This window comes from Sphingomonas sp. R1 (genome assembly GCF_025960285.1).
In the GTDB taxonomy this organism is placed as follows: domain Bacteria; phylum Pseudomonadota; class Alphaproteobacteria; order Sphingomonadales; family Sphingomonadaceae; genus Sphingomonas.
Window position 1 is genome coordinate 246,512 of record NZ_CP110111.1, and the last position, 15,333, is coordinate 261,844.

The 15,333-nt window shown below is 66.6% G+C and carries 16 protein-coding genes; 6 read left to right on the forward strand and 10 right to left on the reverse strand.

Features of this window, described 5'->3' with window-relative positions; translation table 11 throughout:
• Nucleotides 1-32 precede the first annotated feature (32 nt).
• Genes OIM94_RS01120 through OIM94_RS01130 form a run of 3 tightly spaced genes read right to left on the reverse strand, consistent with a single transcriptional unit; the run spans nt 33 to nt 2,549 of the window.
• Nucleotides 33-947 (reverse strand): hypothetical protein, encoded by a 915-nt coding sequence (locus OIM94_RS01120; RefSeq protein WP_264608303.1) that lies wholly within the window; start codon nt 945-947, stop codon nt 33-35.
• A complete protein-coding gene (locus tag OIM94_RS01125) occupies nt 890-1,237 on the reverse strand; it encodes a hypothetical protein (protein WP_264608304.1) in 348 nt (115 codons plus the stop codon). Before OIM94_RS01125 ends, OIM94_RS01120 begins: the two co-directional genes overlap by 58 nt.
• On the reverse strand, nt 1,230-2,549 hold the full coding sequence (locus tag OIM94_RS01130; RefSeq protein WP_264608305.1) for a replication-associated recombination protein A: 1,320 nt from the start codon (nt 2,547-2,549) through the stop codon (nt 1,230-1,232). Before OIM94_RS01130 ends, OIM94_RS01125 begins: the two co-directional genes overlap by 8 nt.
• Nucleotides 2,550-2,796: 247 nt before the next feature.
• Here OIM94_RS01130 and ubiM point away from each other — a divergent pair, with 247 nt between their 5' ends.
• The 3 genes from ubiM to OIM94_RS01145 all read left to right on the forward strand — a co-directional run bounded on the left by ubiM (nt 2,797) and on the right by OIM94_RS01145 (nt 5,077).
• A complete protein-coding gene (gene ubiM, locus OIM94_RS01135; RefSeq protein ID WP_264608306.1) occupies nt 2,797-3,969 on the forward strand; it encodes a 5-demethoxyubiquinol-8 5-hydroxylase UbiM in 1,173 nt (390 codons plus the stop codon).
• Between the two features lie 211 nt (nt 3,970-4,180).
• Nucleotides 4,181-4,681 carry a PadR family transcriptional regulator gene (locus OIM94_RS01140; RefSeq protein WP_264608307.1) on the forward strand — a complete coding sequence of 167 codons (501 nt, stop codon included), beginning with the start codon at nt 4,181-4,183 and terminating at the stop codon, nt 4,679-4,681.
• 72 nt (nt 4,682-4,753) lie between these two features.
• The gene (locus OIM94_RS01145) at nt 4,754-5,077 is read left to right on the forward strand and encodes a DUF2218 domain-containing protein (protein ID WP_264608308.1); all 324 of its coding nucleotides are present in this window, start codon (nt 4,754-4,756) and stop codon (nt 5,075-5,077) included.
• Between the two features lie 37 nt (nt 5,078-5,114).
• On the opposite strand, the gene OIM94_RS01150 is transcribed toward OIM94_RS01145, so the two are convergent.
• Complete coding sequence (locus OIM94_RS01150) at nt 5,115-6,233, reverse strand: collagen-binding domain-containing protein (protein ID WP_264608309.1); 1,119 nt, start codon at nt 6,231-6,233, stop codon at nt 5,115-5,117.
• Nucleotides 6,234-6,614: 381 nt separating this feature from the next.
• Nucleotides 6,615-9,131 carry a TonB-dependent receptor domain-containing protein gene (locus OIM94_RS01155; protein ID WP_264608310.1) on the reverse strand — a complete coding sequence of 839 codons (2,517 nt, stop codon included), beginning with the start codon at nt 9,129-9,131 and terminating at the stop codon, nt 6,615-6,617.
• 257 nt (nt 9,132-9,388) lie between these two features.
• On the opposite strand from OIM94_RS01155, the gene OIM94_RS01160 reads away from it, so the two are divergent.
• The gene (locus OIM94_RS01160; RefSeq protein ID WP_264608311.1) at nt 9,389-10,660 is read left to right on the forward strand and encodes a sensor histidine kinase; all 1,272 of its coding nucleotides are present in this window, start codon (nt 9,389-9,391) and stop codon (nt 10,658-10,660) included.
• Here the strand turns inward: OIM94_RS01160 and OIM94_RS01165 are convergent.
• Complete coding sequence (locus OIM94_RS01165; RefSeq protein WP_264609958.1) at nt 10,657-11,808, reverse strand: glycosyltransferase family 4 protein; 1,152 nt, start codon at nt 11,806-11,808, stop codon at nt 10,657-10,659. The genes OIM94_RS01160 and OIM94_RS01165 overlap by 4 nt on opposite strands.
• A gap of 95 nt (nt 11,809-11,903) precedes the next feature.
• On the opposite strand from OIM94_RS01165, the gene OIM94_RS01170 reads away from it, so the two are divergent.
• Together OIM94_RS01170 and OIM94_RS01175 are read left to right on the forward strand one after the other, a co-directional pair.
• A complete protein-coding gene (locus OIM94_RS01170) occupies nt 11,904-12,122 on the forward strand; it encodes a DUF2945 domain-containing protein (RefSeq protein WP_264608312.1) in 219 nt (72 codons plus the stop codon).
• Between the two features lie 73 nt (nt 12,123-12,195).
• Nucleotides 12,196-12,339 (forward strand): DUF2256 domain-containing protein, encoded by a 144-nt coding sequence (locus tag OIM94_RS01175; RefSeq protein ID WP_264608313.1) that lies wholly within the window; start codon nt 12,196-12,198, stop codon nt 12,337-12,339.
• A gap of 48 nt (nt 12,340-12,387) precedes the next feature.
• Here OIM94_RS01175 and OIM94_RS01180 read toward each other — a convergent pair whose 3' ends face one another.
• The 4 genes from OIM94_RS01180 to OIM94_RS01195 are packed head-to-tail and all read right to left on the reverse strand — an operon-like array spanning nt 12,388 to nt 15,316.
• The gene (locus tag OIM94_RS01180) at nt 12,388-12,747 is read right to left on the reverse strand and encodes a hypothetical protein (protein ID WP_264608314.1); all 360 of its coding nucleotides are present in this window, start codon (nt 12,745-12,747) and stop codon (nt 12,388-12,390) included.
• Nucleotides 12,744-13,085, reverse strand: coding sequence for a DUF423 domain-containing protein (locus OIM94_RS01185; protein WP_264608315.1), 342 nt, complete (start codon nt 13,083-13,085; stop codon nt 12,744-12,746). Before OIM94_RS01185 ends, OIM94_RS01180 begins: the two co-directional genes overlap by 4 nt.
• Before the next feature lie 15 nt (nt 13,086-13,100).
• Nucleotides 13,101-14,882: a cation:proton antiporter gene (locus OIM94_RS01190; RefSeq protein ID WP_264608316.1), complete on the reverse strand. Its 1,782-nt coding sequence runs from the start codon at nt 14,880-14,882 to the stop codon at nt 13,101-13,103.
• Nucleotides 14,882-15,316, reverse strand: a complete 435-nt coding sequence (locus OIM94_RS01195) for an iron-sulfur cluster assembly scaffold protein (RefSeq protein WP_264608317.1) — start codon at nt 15,314-15,316, stop codon at nt 14,882-14,884. Before OIM94_RS01195 ends, OIM94_RS01190 begins: the two co-directional genes overlap by 1 nt.
• Between the last annotated feature and the right edge of the window lie 17 nt (nt 15,317-15,333).

Genomic DNA, 15,333 nt, shown 5'->3' on the forward strand with positions numbered 1-15,333 from the left:
CCGTGCCGCAGGTCCTAGAAAAGTCCTATCCTTCAGGGAACGCCGAAGGTCCAGCCCTCGGTGATGGCGAGATCGCGCGTCAGGCGGGCGGGGGCCCATAGGTGCGGCTGTTTCGCGGCGATCCGGAGCCAGGCCGCGCTGAGCATGGCATCGGTCGCATGGTCGTCATAGCGGGACAGCGGCGCGTGTGGCGCGCTACCGAAGGCGGCCAGCATGGCGTCCAGCGTGTCGGCGTCGCGGATCTTGGAGATGCCCTTGCGCATCCCCGCCAATCGTGCGGCCAGCGAGGTGTAGATCTCGACGAGCACCGGCCCGGTTTCCGGCAGCGGGTCGAACGGCCAGATGCCGATGCGGCCCCGCAAGCGATGGAGCACGCGCATCCCGGTGAGACTCGATTTGCCGACCTGGCTCGCGCCTACCAGATTGAAGCAGCTGTAGGGGGAAAGCGCCATCGCTTCCTGGCCCGCCTCGCAGACGCGGAATCGGCCGCGCCCGCCGGGGAACAGATCGCCACAATCGCCCATCTGGCGGAAATGTCGTCGCGCCTCCGGGTGGCGGACGAAGCTGGTGGCGGCAAGGTGCGGATCGCGCGCGGAAAGGCGATCGACCAGTGCCCAGAGCGCGGGTGCATCGGCAGGGCTCTCCGCCCATCCGGGAAAATAACCGCCCGCATCCACGAACGGAAAGGCAGGCGACAGATCGAGCCCGATCAGCGCGCGGGTGCCCGCTGCAGCGAGATCCTCGAGAAAGGCGAGCACGTCCGCCCGTGACCAGTTGCGCTCCACCAGCACCGGCGCGGCGCTTCCCGCCCGCACATGCGCCACGGCCAGCCCCTTCGGACGCTCGACCGCCTGACCGGACCAGTCGATCGCGACGAAATCGGTGAAGGTCAGGGCCGCGTCCCCATTCCGGCGGCAAGGCGCTGCGCTTTCTTGGCGCGATCCCACCAGGCGCGCTGGATGTACAACTCGATCCGCACCCGCGCCGGGGTGCCATAGCGGACCAGAAGCATCGGATAGCTGAAATAATGGTCCGTCTGCCAGAAGGTACCAGGATCCGTTTCCAGCAGCAGCGGCTTCTCGTCCATGCGCACCATCAGCCCGAAGCTGCCGGGCGCGCGACCCGGCGACATCAGGCCCTTGCCGTTGATTTTGGGGCAGGGCGTGTTCCACCAGCTGCCGAGCGCGACGTCCGGCAGCGTCAGGGCATAGGCGCAGGCATCGTCCCAGTCATCCATCGCGGCGCTTCTCCCGCATCGCTGCCCACCAGGCGAGTCGTTCGGAGACGCGCTTCTCGTGTCCGCGATCGGTGGGCACGTAGAAGGTCTGCGGCTCCATCTCCGCCGGCCAGTAATCGTCGCCGGAAAAGCCGCCCTCGGCATCATGGTCGTAGGTATAGCCCGCGCCATAGCCGATCTGCTTCATCAGCTTGGTCGGTGCGTTGAGGATGTTCTGCGGCGGCATCAGCGAGCCGGTTTCCTTCGCGACCTTCCAGGCTGCCTTTTGCGCCTTGTAGGCGGCGTTCGATTTGGGCGCTGTCGCCAGGTAGAGACATGCTTGTACGATGGCCAGTTCGCCTTCCGGGGAGCCGAGAAAGTCGTAGGTGTCCTTGGCGGCCATGCACTGCACCAGCGCATTGGGATCGGCCATGCCGATATCCTCCACCGCCATGCGGACGAGCCTGCGGAGCAGGTACAGCGGCTCTTCCCCCGCCGTGAGCATGCGCGCCAGATAATAGAGCGCCGCCTGCGGATCGGAGCCGCGCACCGATTTGTGCAACGCGGAGATCAGGTTGTAATGCCCTTCGCGATCCTTGTCGTAGACCGCGACGCGGCGCTGGAGGAAGGCAGACAGCCCGGCGGGATCGAGTGGTGCTTCGAACTGCACCGAGAACAAGGTCTCGGCCTGATTGAGCAGGAAACGGCCGTCGCCGTCCGCGCTCGCCACCAGCGCGTCGCGCGCCTCGGGTGTCAGCGGAAGGGGACGTTCCACCAGCGCCTCGGCGCGGTCGAGCAATTGGGTGAGCGCCTCATGGTCGAGCCGGTGCAGGATCAGCACCTGTGCGCGGCTCAGCAACGCGGCGTTGAGCTCGAACGAGGGGTTCTCCGTCGTGGCGCCGACCAGCGTGACCGTCCCGTCCTCGACATAGGGCAGGAAGCCGTCCTGTTGGGCACGGTTGAAGCGGTGGATCTCGTCGACGAATAACAGCGTCCGCTTGCCGATCCGGGCATGATCGCGCGCCTCGGCGAATACCTTCTTGAGATCGGCGACGCCCGAAAACACCGCCGAGATCGCGACGAAGCGCAAGCCCACTGCGTCGGCGAGCAGCCGCGACATGGTGGTCTTGCCCGTGCCCGGCGGCCCCCAGAAGATGATCGAGCTGAGCTTGCCCGCGGCGACCATGCGCCCGATCGCACCCTGCGGGCCGGTGAGGTGCTCCTGCCCGACGACGTCGTCGAGCTTCTGCGGACGCAGCCGGTCAGCGAGCGGGCCGCCGGTCGGGTTGGAATCCGCGGCGGGTTGTTCGTGGGTCGCGAAAAGGTCGGCCATTGCGGGCAAGATAGGCGGCTGCGACGCAATTTGCATCCCGGGGGTTGATCGGGCGCAAGGCTTGGCGGCGCCTGTCCCGCCAAACCCTTCGTCATCCCGGCGACAGCCGGGATCCATTCGCCCCTCCGGCGCAGCAGGAGCCGACGCAATACAGCGTCTGGATCCCGGCGTTCGCCGGAGTGACGGCAAGTGGTTGGGAACGGCCACCCATCGCCACAAGTCGATAGGGGGGCATGGAGGTTCGGGCATGGACTGCGACGTCGTCATCGTTGGAGGAGGGCCGGCAGGGCTCGCCTTTGCGCGTTCGCTGGAAGGCAGCGGGCTTCAAGTCGTGCTGCTTGAACGCGCACCGGAGGCAGCGCTGGCGAACCCCCGCTTCGACGGGCGCGAGATCGCACTCACCCATGGATCAAAACGCATCCTCGAAGCGCTCGGCGCCTGGGAGCGGCTGCCGGCCGACGAAATCGCACCGATGCGCGCGGCGAAGGTGCTCAACGGTGACTCGCCCTTCGCCCTCAGCTTCACTGCGGGGGGCGGGGCCGACGAACAGCTCGGCTATCTCGTGCCCAACCATCGCATCCGCGCGGCGCTGTACGATGCAGTGAAGCAGCAACTCGGGCTGCAGCTGGTGACCGGCGCGGAGGTCGTCCACGCACGCTCGGGCGCCACCGGACCGCGGGCGGAGGTGCTGCTATCCTCGGGCGAGATCGTGCGCGCCCGCCTCCTGGTGGTGGCGGATTCACGCATGTCCAAAACCCGCGAGGCGCTGGGGATCGCCGCCGACGTTCATCCGCTCGGCCGCTCGATGCTGGTGGCGCGCGTGCGGCACGAGCTGCCGCACGAACGCGTCGCGCTCGAGTGGTTCGATCATCGCCAGACGCTGGCGCTGCTGCCGCTGAACGGAAGGCTGGCGAGTGCGGTGCTGACGCTGCCCGAGGACGCCGCACGGCGGGTGGCGGCGTTCGACGATGCGGCGCTCGGCCGCGATCTTACCCGTCGCTTTCGCCAGCGGCTTGGGCGGATGGAGGTGGTCAGCGACCGGCAGCTCTATCCGCTAGTCACCACCTGGGCGCATCAGTTCGTCACCGGCCGTGCGGTGCTGATCGGCGACGCGGCGGTGGGGATGCACCCCGTGACGGCGCATGGATTCAACCTGGGGCTCAGCGGCCAGGCGCTGCTCGCCGACGAGGTGCGGGGGGCGGTGCGGCGCGGGATGGACCCGGCGCTGCCGGCGGCGCTGCGACGGTTCGAGAACGGACACCGCGCGGCGTGCCAGCCGCTCTATACCGGCACCAACCTGCTGGTGCGGCTGTTCACCGATGAGCGTTTGCCCGCGCGCGCGATGCGGCATGCGGTGCTGCGGCTGGGCGCGGGGTTGCCGTTCGTGCAGCCCAGCGTGCGGGCGATGCTGACGCACTGAGACACGCATGAATGCCTCTCCTGCGGGGTAGAAGAAGAATCGAAGGAGGCCCTTGCATAGTCTCTATCAAGATATATCTTGTGCGCATCAAGACTCATATCGGAAAGAGATCATCATGTTTTTTCACTTTGGACATCGCGGTCATGGCGGCCGGCATTTCGGGCCGCGGGGTCGTGGGGGTTTCGGCGGGGGTTTCCCCGGCGGTTTCGAAATGGCCTTCGGCATGGAGGAGCGTGGCCGGGGCGGCCGCGGTCGACGCATGTTCGGCGGCGATGAGCTTCGCCTAATCCTGCTCAAGCTGATCGAAGAGGCCCCGCGCCATGGCTATGACCTGATCCGCGAAATCGAGGCGCGTTCAAACGGCGCCTATGCGCCCAGCCCGGGGGTCGTATACCCCACGCTGACCATGCTCGACGACATGGACCTGATCGCCGAACACAAGAGCGATGGCGCCAAGAAGCAGTTCGCCATTACCGAGGCGGGATCCGCGCACCTCGCGGAGAATGCAGCGGAAGTCGCGGCGCTGTTCGAACGGTTGGCCGACCTGGGCGAGCGTCATGCCCGCACCCATGGCGGGCCGGTGCGTCGGGCGATGCACAACCTCAAGACCGTCCTTGCCGCCAGCGTGTTCGACGACGAGGTAGATGCCGAGCGCCTGCACGCGATCGCGGAGATCCTCGACGAGGCCGCGCGCAAGATCGAGCGGCTCTGAGCAACGATGCCGCGGATCGAGGTGTTACGCCGTCGATTGGGGCTCGTCCCCGCCGCGGCCAGGGAGAATGAAATGACTGCAACCAGCTTTAGCGCCCGGGCACTGGTGCCCACCGAACACGCCAGCCGCTATCTTCAGCAGCTGTGCAAGCATTGGCAGCACAATCTGCAGGTGGAGTTCACCCCCGATAACGGCACGGTGATCTTCCCGAAGGATGCACGCGGTGCCAATCACCCCGGCGACGCGGTGGTGACCTTCAACGTCGCGGAAACCGGACTCGACATTCGCGTCGACGCCAGTTCGGAAGAGCAGCTCGAGGGGCTGAAGGGCGCGGTCGCCCGCCACCTTGATCGTTTCGCGTTTCGCGAGGGCGAGCTGCAGTATAACTGGCAATAAGCAGAAGGGGCGCCGATAGCGGCGCCCCTTCGCAGGATCAGGCAAGGGCCAGCGCACGGCGCTTGCGCAGCACGCCGCCCAGCGTGCCGAAGCCGAACAACAGCAGCGCCCAGCTCGCCGGTTCCGGTACCGCGCTGGTGCCGAGGAAGCTGCTGGTGCCCGCATAGGTGCCGAGATGCACCTCGCCGTTCAGCTGCATCGACTTGGCGACGATGGTGCCTTCGATCGCGCTGCTGTTGACCAGTGAAGCGAGCGGCGCGAGCACCGTGCCGTGGAAGCCCTTCAGCGACAGGCTCTGCGCCTGGCTGAAGTTCCAGATCACGTTCTGGTTCAGCGCCTTGTCGTTGACGTTGCCGCGCTCCGTCAGGTTGGTGCCCAGCACGTTGATGATGGTGGTGACGCCGCTCGGCATGCCCTTGAACAGGTTGTCGAAATTGGCGTTCTGATCGGTAAACGCCGCCTCGGTCATGGTGAACACGGCATAGCCGCCGGTAGCACCCGAATAGTTGAGCGCGCTGCTGGTCGGGCTGATCGTGTCCAGCGCCTTGAGGCTGGCCAGCTGGGTAGACAGCGCGGTGAGGTTGTTGCTCAGCGCGCTCATCTGCACGGCGAGGCCTGCTGCCACGTCGTTGGCGCCGCCGGCAGCCAGGCTGGCGTCCTTCACCGCGCCGTTGATGCCCCCTGCCGCGGTGCCGCCATAGGTCACCTTGTGGTTGTTGACGTTGAACTGCGTCGTCAGATTGCCGCCCGCAACGAGCTTGCCGATCGCGCCGTTCGCGTCGTTGAAATCGATATAGCCGACATTGCCGCCGATCCGGGCGGTATCGCCGAGCGGATTGGCGTTGCTGCCATTGGCATAGCCTGCCTTGAGACGGAACGAGCCGGTGGCGTTGCCGACGACGCTGAGCACGTCATAGCTAGAAGCTGCCGAGCCCTGGCTGGTCGAGCCGATACCGAAATTGGTGAAATTCGCTGCCGCCAGGGACCCGACGAAGCTGCGGCCTTCGACTTCCTGGCCATTGGTGCTCAGCGTGCCGAACACGACGAGATTGAGTTCGCGAAGCGCCTGCAGGCCGGCGGCCGCGTCGCCCGGTGCGGCGTGCGCACCCGTTGCGAGAAGGGCAGCGGTGACAACAGACAGAGACAAGCGGCGCATTCCATTTTCTCCCACGAACGTCAGCGTCTTAGCCTCCCCCAACGGTGGCCCTGTTTCTCGCGACGAGCAGGCGCGCGGCTCTGCGGTGCGATCGTTTCCACGCCAACCATGTGTTTTCCCGGTATTGAACCGGCTTGGCAGCGCCGGTGCGGCTCTCGGCTTTTCTGCAAGCTGCTGGCTACGCTGCGGAAAGATCGCGTTTTTGTATCTCTGTCCGCATGTTGCCGTGCGGGACGGGGCGTCCCAGATCGGAACGACCAATGCGTTGGCGCGAAAAGATTATTCGGCCGCGATGGACCGAATTGACGAGACGGCCCGGCATGCCACGCCGGGCCGTCCGCGGATCGAATGGGCGGACGGGATGCGTCCGCCGTTCCCTATTCAGAAGCTGAAGCGCACCGACGCGGTGATGGTGCGGCCGGTGAGCGTCTGCGCCGTGACCACACCCGAGGCCGGGATCGCGGCCGAGTTGACCGAGACGAAGGCGAGCTTGTCGAACACGTTGTACACGTTCAGGCCGAGCTGGATGCCGTTCACCGGGCGAACCTGCACGAACGGGCTGACGATGGTGTAGCCCGGCTGCTTCAGGAGATTGCCGTCCTGCGCGAAGCTGCTGGTGGTGCCGATCACGTTGGTGCCGATGGTGAACGTCTTGACCTCGAACTGCGGGGTTGCCTGAAAGATCAGGTCCGGCTGGTGGCGCGGCGTATTGCCCACCAGCGTCTTGTCCGCCTTGTCTGCGTCGATCTTCGCCTTGGTATAGGTGGCACCGAGGCGCAGGCTGAGCGGACCGTGCTCGAACAGGCCTTCGAGCTCGATGCCCTTGGCACTATAATCGCGGTCGATCTGCAGCACCACGGTCGCACCGGTGGCATCCGCGCCGATCTGCAGGTTCTTGTCCGACGTCGACGCCCAGAAGCCCGTGGCGAACAGCGTTACGCCGTCCTTGCGGAACTTCACGCCCGCTTCCGCCTGCTTCACCGGGCCATAGGCCATCGCCGGATCGGTGAGTGCACCCGATGCCGAATTGACTGCGGGCGAGAAGTAGATCCGCTCCGCGGTCGCACGGGCGCCGCGGCTATAGCGGGCAAACACGGAAAGCGGCTCGGCGACGCGGTAGTTCACGCCCAACGAATAAGAAGCATAGCCGTAGCTGTAGTTCGCGGCTCCCGGCTGGGACAGCGGCAACACCGCCACCGTGCGTTCAGGCAGCGAGATGGCGCCGTCGCGGTTCATGTCGATCGGTGCGGTGCCGACGCGGGTACCGCCGAGATCGCTGCCGTAGAGCGTGCCGCTAACCTTGCCGAAGTCATATCGGAGGCTGGCCCCGACGGACAGCGCGCCGACCTGATAGTTCACCGAGCCATAGGGAGCGAACACGCGGTAGTCGAGATCGTAGCGCCGGCGATAGGCGCCCGTGCCACGAATGCCGTAGTTCAGCACGCCGCCCTGGGTAACCGGAGTTCCGTTGGCCGCGATCACGTCGACAAAAGCGGAGTTTCCGCCCGGAGCGATGTCGAACACATCCGTCAGCAGGTGAAGGTTCTGCACCATCGCCTGGGACGAGGCATAGAAGCCCGCCGTCGTCGTCAGCTTGCCACGGCCCACGCCCCAGACGCGGCTACCCCGGAAATCATTGGTGAAATTGTCGAGCTTTTCGAGATCCGAATGGATTTCCAGCCCGTACATCAACAGGCCGTTGCCGTTGAGCGAGGCAGGCGAGGCGATCGTCTGGCCGGTCTTGGGGCCGCTGGCGTAGCGCAGGGTTGCACCCGGTCCGGCAAAGGCGGGCGCCAGCGCTGCAGCGGGCAGCAGCGCCATCGAGCTGTTCTCGTTGTAGGTGCCGGAGATCTGGGCGAAGCGGGCCCGGTTGCTGAAGGTCCAGCCGGCGATATCGAACTGCGCTTCCAGGCCAACCGATGCTACCTTGCTGCGGTTGCCCTGGCGCAGGTCCAGATTGGTGACATTGTTGTTGCCGTCCAGCGCGAGGAGCGAGCTCCGGTACCGCGAATAGAGGGTGTCCTTGCGCGGATCGAAGCCGGCGATCGTGCCGTAGGTCGGATCGGCATTGGTCCCGCGCACCGCCACCGGGACCATCGCGTAATTGGGTTCGCGATCGTCAAGATACTTAGCGTACAGACGAACATAGCCGTTGTTGAAGGTCTTGGTGACGTTCAGCTTGATCTGGCCGCCCTTGAACGCGTCATAACCGGTTGCGCGCGGGCCTTCGCCCTGGCGGTAGAAGCCGCCCAGGTTGAAGCGCACCGTCTTGCTCAGGCGACCGCCATAGTTGAAGTCGGCGCGGCCCAACTCGTGGTTGAGGCCCGAGGAGAGCTGCAGCGTGCCGCCTTCCTGCTCGCCGGTCTTGGAAATGAAGTTGACCAGGCCGCCCGGGGAATTGGATGCGAAGGTGGAGGCCGAACCGCCGCGGATCGCCTGCACCTGTGAAAGGCTCAGATCGGTGCGCAGGAACGCCGTGGTGGAGGCGAAGTGGATGTCGCCGAATTCAAGGACGGGCAGGCCGTCCTCCTGGATCTGCAGGAACTTGGAGCCGTCCGCCGCCATCGGCAGGCCGCGAATGGTGACCGCGGTCAGGCCGTCGGTGCCGGCCGTTTCAGCGCGAATGCCCGGCATGTTGCCCAGCACTTCGGCGATCGAGCGCGTGCCGATCTTCTGGATCTGGTCTTCGTCGATGCTGCTTGCCGAAATTGCCGAGTCGAGCAGGTCGCGACCCTTGGCGACGCCGGTCGTAAATGCCTGCTTCGGCGCCTGGGGTTCTGCCGGACTTGCCTTGCGCGCCGCTTGCTCGGGGGCGGGCTTGGCGGTGTCCTGAGCGTGGACGGGCAGAGCGAACAGCGCACAAGATGCAGCAAGCGCGAAACGAAGACGGTGGTTCACGTGGACCCCTTTTGATTATGCCTTGATCAGGGGGGTTTAGTGACGCAGGGCCACTTAAGAGACTGGAACGCCAGCGTTAGGTAGAAATACGGCACCAGCGCGCACCGTCGGTAGCAAGATTGGAAAACGTTTGGCGCAGGGCGCCCGCCCTCCGTTCCGACAGGAGCGTTTGAAATCAGCGTGTCGCACGCTAAGGCTAACAGGATCCGAAAGGCGCGGAGCGGCGCTGCAACAGGCTGGAGGTTTCGGTGGTCGGCATGCAATTTCGGGACGGCGACGTCGTCGAGGGCGGGCGGCGCGAGACTCGGCTGCTGGGTTTGCTTGCCGATTGCGCCGGCAAGATGCTCGGCGCCTCCGATCCCACCGCGATGATCGACTATCTGTTCGAGATGGTGCGCGACGAATTGCTGCTCGACGTCTATTTTCACTATCGCGCCGAGCCGGACAACTTGCTGGTGCTCGAAGCCTGCGGGGGGCTCACGCCGGCGCAGAAAGCGGCAGGCGCGCGGCTGCAGTTCGGCCAGGCGGTGTGCGGCATGGTGGCACGCGATCGTACGCCGCGCGTCGTGGCGCAGGTGCAGGCCAGCGACAATCCGATGACGGATTTCATCCGCGACGTCGGCTTGGACAGCTATGCCTGCACGCCGCTGCTGTACGGCGAGGTGCTGCTCGGCACGCTGGGGTTCGGGCGCCGCAGCGGTGTGCCCTTTACCGAGACGGAACTCCGCTTCCTGCGCACCATCTGCAGCTATGTCGCCGTCGCCAAGAACCGCCTGTTGGTGGAGGCCGAGATGCTGGCGGCGATGAAGGCGCGCGATGCGCTCGAAAAGGCCCAGCGTGCGCTGATCGGCAGCATTTCCCGCCAGGGGGGCGAGGAGAATGCCGGCACCGCCGCGATGCTGGCACACGAGATGGTGCAGCCATTGTCCGCGGCGTCCAACTACATCGCCACGGTGGAAATGGCGCTGCGCGGCACCGGGGGGCCCGACGTGCTGCGCCAGCTCGCCCGCGCCCGCGCGCAGATCAGCCGCTCCTCACAGATCGTCGCCCGCACGCGGGTTCTGGTAGAAAAGGGCGAGGTGGAAGCCGAGTTCGTCGCGATCGACACCCTGTTCGGCGAAGCGATCGAACTGTTCGAGGCGGCATGGCACGGCGCCCGACCCTCGATCACGATTGCCGGCGGGTCGGGCCAGGTGCTCGCCGATCGGGTGCAGATCGGCCAAGTGCTCGCCAACCTATTGCGCAACGCAGCCCAGGCGCTGGAGGGCAGGGAAGGCGGCGCGGTGCACCTGTCCGCCCGCGCGGTCGAAGGCGGCGTGGAGATTGCGGTGACCGACAATGGCCCCGGCTTTCCCGAGGGCGCCCTGCCGGCGCCTGGCCGGTCGACCAGCGGCGGGCAGGGCATCGGCCTCGCCGTCACCCGGCGCATTCTGGCGGCGCATGAGACAGCGCTCGCGCTGGAGTCTCCTGCCGGTGGCGGATCGCGGCTGTGCTTCGTGCTCGCCGCGCGTGGCGGCGATCCGGACTAGCGGCCGCGCCGCGCCAAAATCTCGACATAGCTGTCGAGCACTGCGCGGTTCACCCGGTCCCACACATAGGCCTGCGCCTTGGCATGGCCCGAAGCGCCAGCCGCGGCGGCGAGGGCGGGATCCTCGATGAGCCGGGCGATGGCGCCGGCATAAGCGTCGACGTCCCGCGGCGGCACGAGGAAGCCGTTGACGCCGTCCTCGACGAGATCGATCGCGCCGGTCGCCCGCGCAGCGACGATCGGCACGCCGCACGCCATCGCCTCCGAGGTAACATTGCCGAACGTCTCGGTGACCGAGGGGTTGAACAACACGTCCATCGAGGCGACGGCGCGCGCCAAATCCTCGCCGCGTTGGAAGCCGGTGAAGATGGCGCCGGGCACGTGCTCCGCGAACCAGGGACGTGCCGGTCCCTCGCCGATCACGAGCACCTTGTGCGGCACGCCGCGAACGGCGAGGCGGTTGCAGACCTCGGCGAAGATATCGAGGCCCTTTTCCAGTACGAGCCGGCCGAGAAAGCCGACCGCGAATTCCTCGTCGCCGATCCCCAGCGAGCGCCGCCACGCCAGGTCGCGGCGTGCAGGGTTGAATCGGGCATGGTCCACGCCGCGCGACCAGATGCGGATGGGCGAGGTCACGCCCCAGCCGCGGATCAGTTCGGCAGTGGAATTGCCCGGTGTCACCACCTGGTCAACACGGTTGTAGAACCTGGTCAACAGCTTGATGATCAACGGCTCCACGAAGCCGAGATGGTAATAGGCGGGGTAGGTCTCGAACCGGGTGTGAAGCGAGGCAAGCGTCGCCACGCCCTGCTTGCACGCCCAGGTCACCGCACCGTGACCGAGGAATTCGGGCGCCGAGACATGCACCATGTTGGGCGCGAAGGCCTCGAGATCGGCGCGGATGCTCTTCGGCAGGCCGGTGGCGAACTTGTATTCGGCGCGGCCGCCGGGTACCGGCCAGGCAGGTACGCTGACCAGCTCGCCGGTGGGCGGGAAGGCGGGGGTGTCGGTCGTCGGCGAATAGACGCGGACGGTCACGCCCTGATCGAGCAAATAGCCGACGAGCTTGTTGAGCGCCTGGTTCGCGCCATCGCGAACATAGTTATAATTGCCGCTGAAAAGCGCGACGCGAAGATCGGAGGGCTGCATGTTCATGTCGCGCATAGTCGTGTGCGGGCGGGCGAGCAAGCGGACGTCATGTCCAGCTCACGGAACGGGCGCGCGGGCCGCCGGTTCTGGCCCCCATGAGCAAGCATTTCGCGAAAGGCGCCGCAGTGCGCTGGAACTGGGGCAGCAGCCATGCCGAGGGCAAGGTTGCCGAACGCTTCGAACGCCGCGTGCAGCGCACGATCAAGGGCGAGAAGATTGTCCGCAATGGGACCAAGGACAATCCCGCCTATCTGGTAGAGCAGGAGGACGGCGGCCGCGTGCTGAAGCTGGAAAGCGAGCTGGAAGCAAAATGATGCCGCGGCGCGTGCCGATGCCCGCGTGTCCGGGCGCGCCGTGCATGCCTACGATCGCCGGGGGCGCGTAACAATGCCGCGCGGCGTCGCAAAGCGGGATCTGCCCACCAAGATGTGCCCGGTCTGTCAGCGCCCCTTTGCCTGGCGGAAGAAATGGGAGCGGGACTGGGAAAATGTGGTCTACTGCTCGGACCGCTGCCGCCGCGCAGGCAAGTGATGGCCGGCCCCCGCGTCCCTTAGGCGGAGGAATGCGCCTGGGTGTGGCTCACTGGTAGCGAAGCGTTTTCCCGAACCCGGTGTTCGTCTTCGTCATCTTGGCCAGCTTGCGCAGGCAGGCCTTCACCTCACGTTCGAACCGCTGCTCGCTGCGCACCCCGGGGCGGTAGAAGTCGTCCCTGCCGATCAGCGCCTTGATCGCCTCGGAGAAGCGAAGCTGATCCTCCACCGCGTCGCTGTGCCGGAACTGCTCGCACACCCATTCCTCGGCAGCCGCCTTGTCATAGTCGTCCTCGCGGTCGCAGCCGTAGCGATCGGCGACATCCTGATCGGCGCGGGCAGCCTTGATCCGGCGCTCCAGCCAGATCCGGACCTGTACCGGATCCCAAAGTGCTTGCGGTTCGCTCATCGTGCGGGCTTCGGTGCCAGCAGCCAGGCGAGCCACAGCCATCCCACGATCAGTGCCGCACCGCCGATCGGCGTCACCGCGCCCAGCCAGCGCGGCAGACCCAGCGCCATCAAATACAACGTACCGGCAAACACCAGCCCCCCGCCGACGAACAGCGCGGCGGGGCCACGCGCGGCCCATTGCAGCGCGACGAGCGCCGCCACCGCGTGCACCAGCTGATACTGGCCGCCGGTCTTGAGCCACTCGGCTGCCTGGCCGCTCGCGCCATGCGCGCCAAAGGCGCCCGCCGCTACTGCCATCGCGCCCGAGAGCGCCGCCACGATCGCGATCCAGTTCATTCGATTGTACCCCGCTCAGCCATCCCCGCGATCCTGCTCGGCAGCGGCGGCATCGGCGCTGTGGCCGAACATGCCGTCGCGGCCTGCATAGAGGTCGCCGGTTTCCTTCTGCAGCTTGAGGCGCTCGATATCCCGCCGGCGATATTCGGCCTCGGTCTTGTCGATCTCGGCACCGTCGACATCGACCGCGTCGAGCGCCCGGCGTGCCATGACGATGGCGCTTTCCAGCACCTCGCGCACGACGCCGGTCACCGGCGCCCCCTTCAGCTTCAGTACGCTGCGGCGATCATAGGCGCGCACGAAGATGCTCGCATCGGGGAAGGCGTCATGAATGCCCTCGACGATCTCGGTATCCATCGCATCGCCATCCTGGCAGAACAGGATAAGCTCCGCATCGGCGGCGCCGGCCTGGCGCAGCAGATCGATTCGGGTACCGTCGCCATAATAGACCTTCATGCCGAAGGTGCCGGCGGTCTCGATCATCTCCACGTCCCGGTCGATGATCGTGACCGGAATTTTCTGCCCGATCAGCATCTGCGCCACCGTCTGGCCAAAACGGCCATAGCCGACGACGACCGCGTTCGCGCCCTCCTGCTGCGGGCCGTCCGGCAGATCGCCCGCCTTGCGCGGTTCGGCACGGAGCCGCCGCGTGGCCATCATCAGGAACGGCGTGGTCGCCATCGAGAGGGTGACGATCGCGCTGAACACGCTGGCTGCTTGCGGCTCGATCAGCAGCGCCTTCTGTGCCTGGGCGAACAACACGAAGCCGAATTCGCCGCCCTGGCTAAGCAGCACGCCCAGTGCGAAGGCCCCGCGTGGCTTCATCCCGAACAGCAGGCCCAGGCCCATGATCAGCGCCGCCTTCGCCGCGATCAGTGCCAGCGCCATGCCGGCGACGAAGAAGGGCCGCTCGGCGATGGCGTGCAGATCCAGCGTCATCCCCACCGCGACGAAGAACAGGCCGAGCAGGATCGCGCGGAACGGTTCCACGTCTGCCTCCAGCTCGTGCCGGAACGGCGAATCCGCAAGCATCACGCCGGCGATGAACGCGCCGAGCGCTGCGGACAGGCCGAGCGCCTCCATCACCGCGGCGCTGGCGATCACCGTCAGCAGTCCGGCGAAGACGAACATCTCGCGCTCGGCGAGGTTGCCGATCAACCGGAACAGCGGCCGCAGCAGGAAGCGTCCGGCCAGTACCAGGCCGACAATGGCCCCAACGGTGTAGAGCCCGAGAAGCCATCCCGGCGGTCCGCCCTGATCCGCCGGATTGCGCGACATCGCCGCGACGATGGTGATCAGCGGCACGATCGAGAGGTCCTGGAACAGCAGGATCGCAAAGGCACGCTCGCCGAACGGCGTGCGCAGGCGTCCGGCGGATTGCAGCAGCGGCAAGACCTGCGCCGTCGAGGAAAGACCCATTGGCAGGCCCAGGGCCAGTGCGGCGCCCAACGTCGAGCCGGTGGCCAGCCACACGATTCCGGCAAGTACCACGCCGCACAAGGTCACCTGCAGGAGACCCAGTCCGAAGATGTCGCGCCGCATCCGCCATAGCCGTGTCGGGCTCAGCTCAAGCCCTACCAGGAACAGGAGGAGCGCGATGCCGAGTTCGGCAATGCCCATCTTGCCCTCGGCGTCGCCAACCAGCCGCAGCACATGCGGTCCGACCAGTGCGCCCGCGACGAGGAAGCCCAGCGTCGCGCCGAGCCCCAGCCGACGGAACAGGAGGACGAAGAACAGCGCGAAGCCGAGCATCGGCACTGCATCGGCGAGGATCGAACCGTCGCTTGCGTGCTCCATCAGACCCGCGCCTCGCTGGCCTGCGCCGCAGCCTCGGCCGCAGCTTCGAAGGCCAGGCGGATCGAGGCATGGCGGCCGCGATGCGGCAGCGCGGGTGTGAAAAGGTCCATGCCCGGCCAGTCGGGCGGCAGCGCGCGCTCACCCGCAAGCCAGGCGGTCATATCGTCCCGCGCCGTAGCGAGTTCGCCGGGTGTGCGACCGATCACCGCTTCGCCGAGCAGGGCCGCGGATGCCTGGCCCAGCGCGCAGGCGCGAACGAGCATGCCGATCTCCGCGACGCGCCCGGCGTCATCGATGGCGATGTCCACCGTCACGCGGCTGCCGCATATCGGTGAGCGCTTCTCCGACGTGCCGTCGGGGTGCGCGAGCCGTTCGTGATGCGGAATGGCGGCGGCAAGCCGCAGGATCTCGAGATTGTAGAGCGGCGCGTTCATGGCCCCGATCTAGGATA

Bases quoted from the DNA above. Each gene is read 5' to 3' on its own strand.
- OIM94_RS01125 (WP_264608304.1), bottom strand. From the start codon at position 1,237: ATGGATGACTGGGACGATGCCTGCGCCTATGCCCTGACGCTGCCGGAC.
- OIM94_RS01130 (WP_264608305.1), bottom strand. From the start codon at position 2,549: ATGGCCGACCTTTTCGCGACCCACGAACAACCCGCCGCGGATTCCAAC.
- ubiM (WP_264608306.1), top strand. From the start codon at position 2,797: ATGGACTGCGACGTCGTCATCGTTGGAGGAGGGCCGGCAGGGCTCGCC.
- OIM94_RS01140 (WP_264608307.1), top strand. From the start codon at position 4,181: ATGGCCTTCGGCATGGAGGAGCGTGGCCGGGGCGGCCGCGGTCGACGC.
- OIM94_RS01145 (WP_264608308.1), top strand. From the start codon at position 4,754: ATGACTGCAACCAGCTTTAGCGCCCGGGCACTGGTGCCCACCGAACAC.
- OIM94_RS01150 (WP_264608309.1), bottom strand. From the start codon at position 6,233: ATGCGCCGCTTGTCTCTGTCTGTTGTCACCGCTGCCCTTCTCGCAACG.
- OIM94_RS01160 (WP_264608311.1), top strand. From the start codon at position 9,389: ATGCAATTTCGGGACGGCGACGTCGTCGAGGGCGGGCGGCGCGAGACT.
- OIM94_RS01165 (WP_264609958.1), bottom strand. From the start codon at position 11,808: ATGCAGCCCTCCGATCTTCGCGTCGCGCTTTTCAGCGGCAATTATAAC.
- OIM94_RS01170 (WP_264608312.1), top strand. From the start codon at position 11,904: ATGAGCAAGCATTTCGCGAAAGGCGCCGCAGTGCGCTGGAACTGGGGC.
- OIM94_RS01175 (WP_264608313.1), top strand. From the start codon at position 12,196: ATGCCGCGCGGCGTCGCAAAGCGGGATCTGCCCACCAAGATGTGCCCG.
- OIM94_RS01180 (WP_264608314.1), bottom strand. From the start codon at position 12,747: ATGAGCGAACCGCAAGCACTTTGGGATCCGGTACAGGTCCGGATCTGG.
- OIM94_RS01185 (WP_264608315.1), bottom strand. From the start codon at position 13,085: ATGAACTGGATCGCGATCGTGGCGGCGCTCTCGGGCGCGATGGCAGTA.
- OIM94_RS01190 (WP_264608316.1), bottom strand. From the start codon at position 14,882: ATGGAGCACGCAAGCGACGGTTCGATCCTCGCCGATGCAGTGCCGATG.
- OIM94_RS01195 (WP_264608317.1), bottom strand. From the start codon at position 15,316: ATGAACGCGCCGCTCTACAATCTCGAGATCCTGCGGCTTGCCGCCGCC.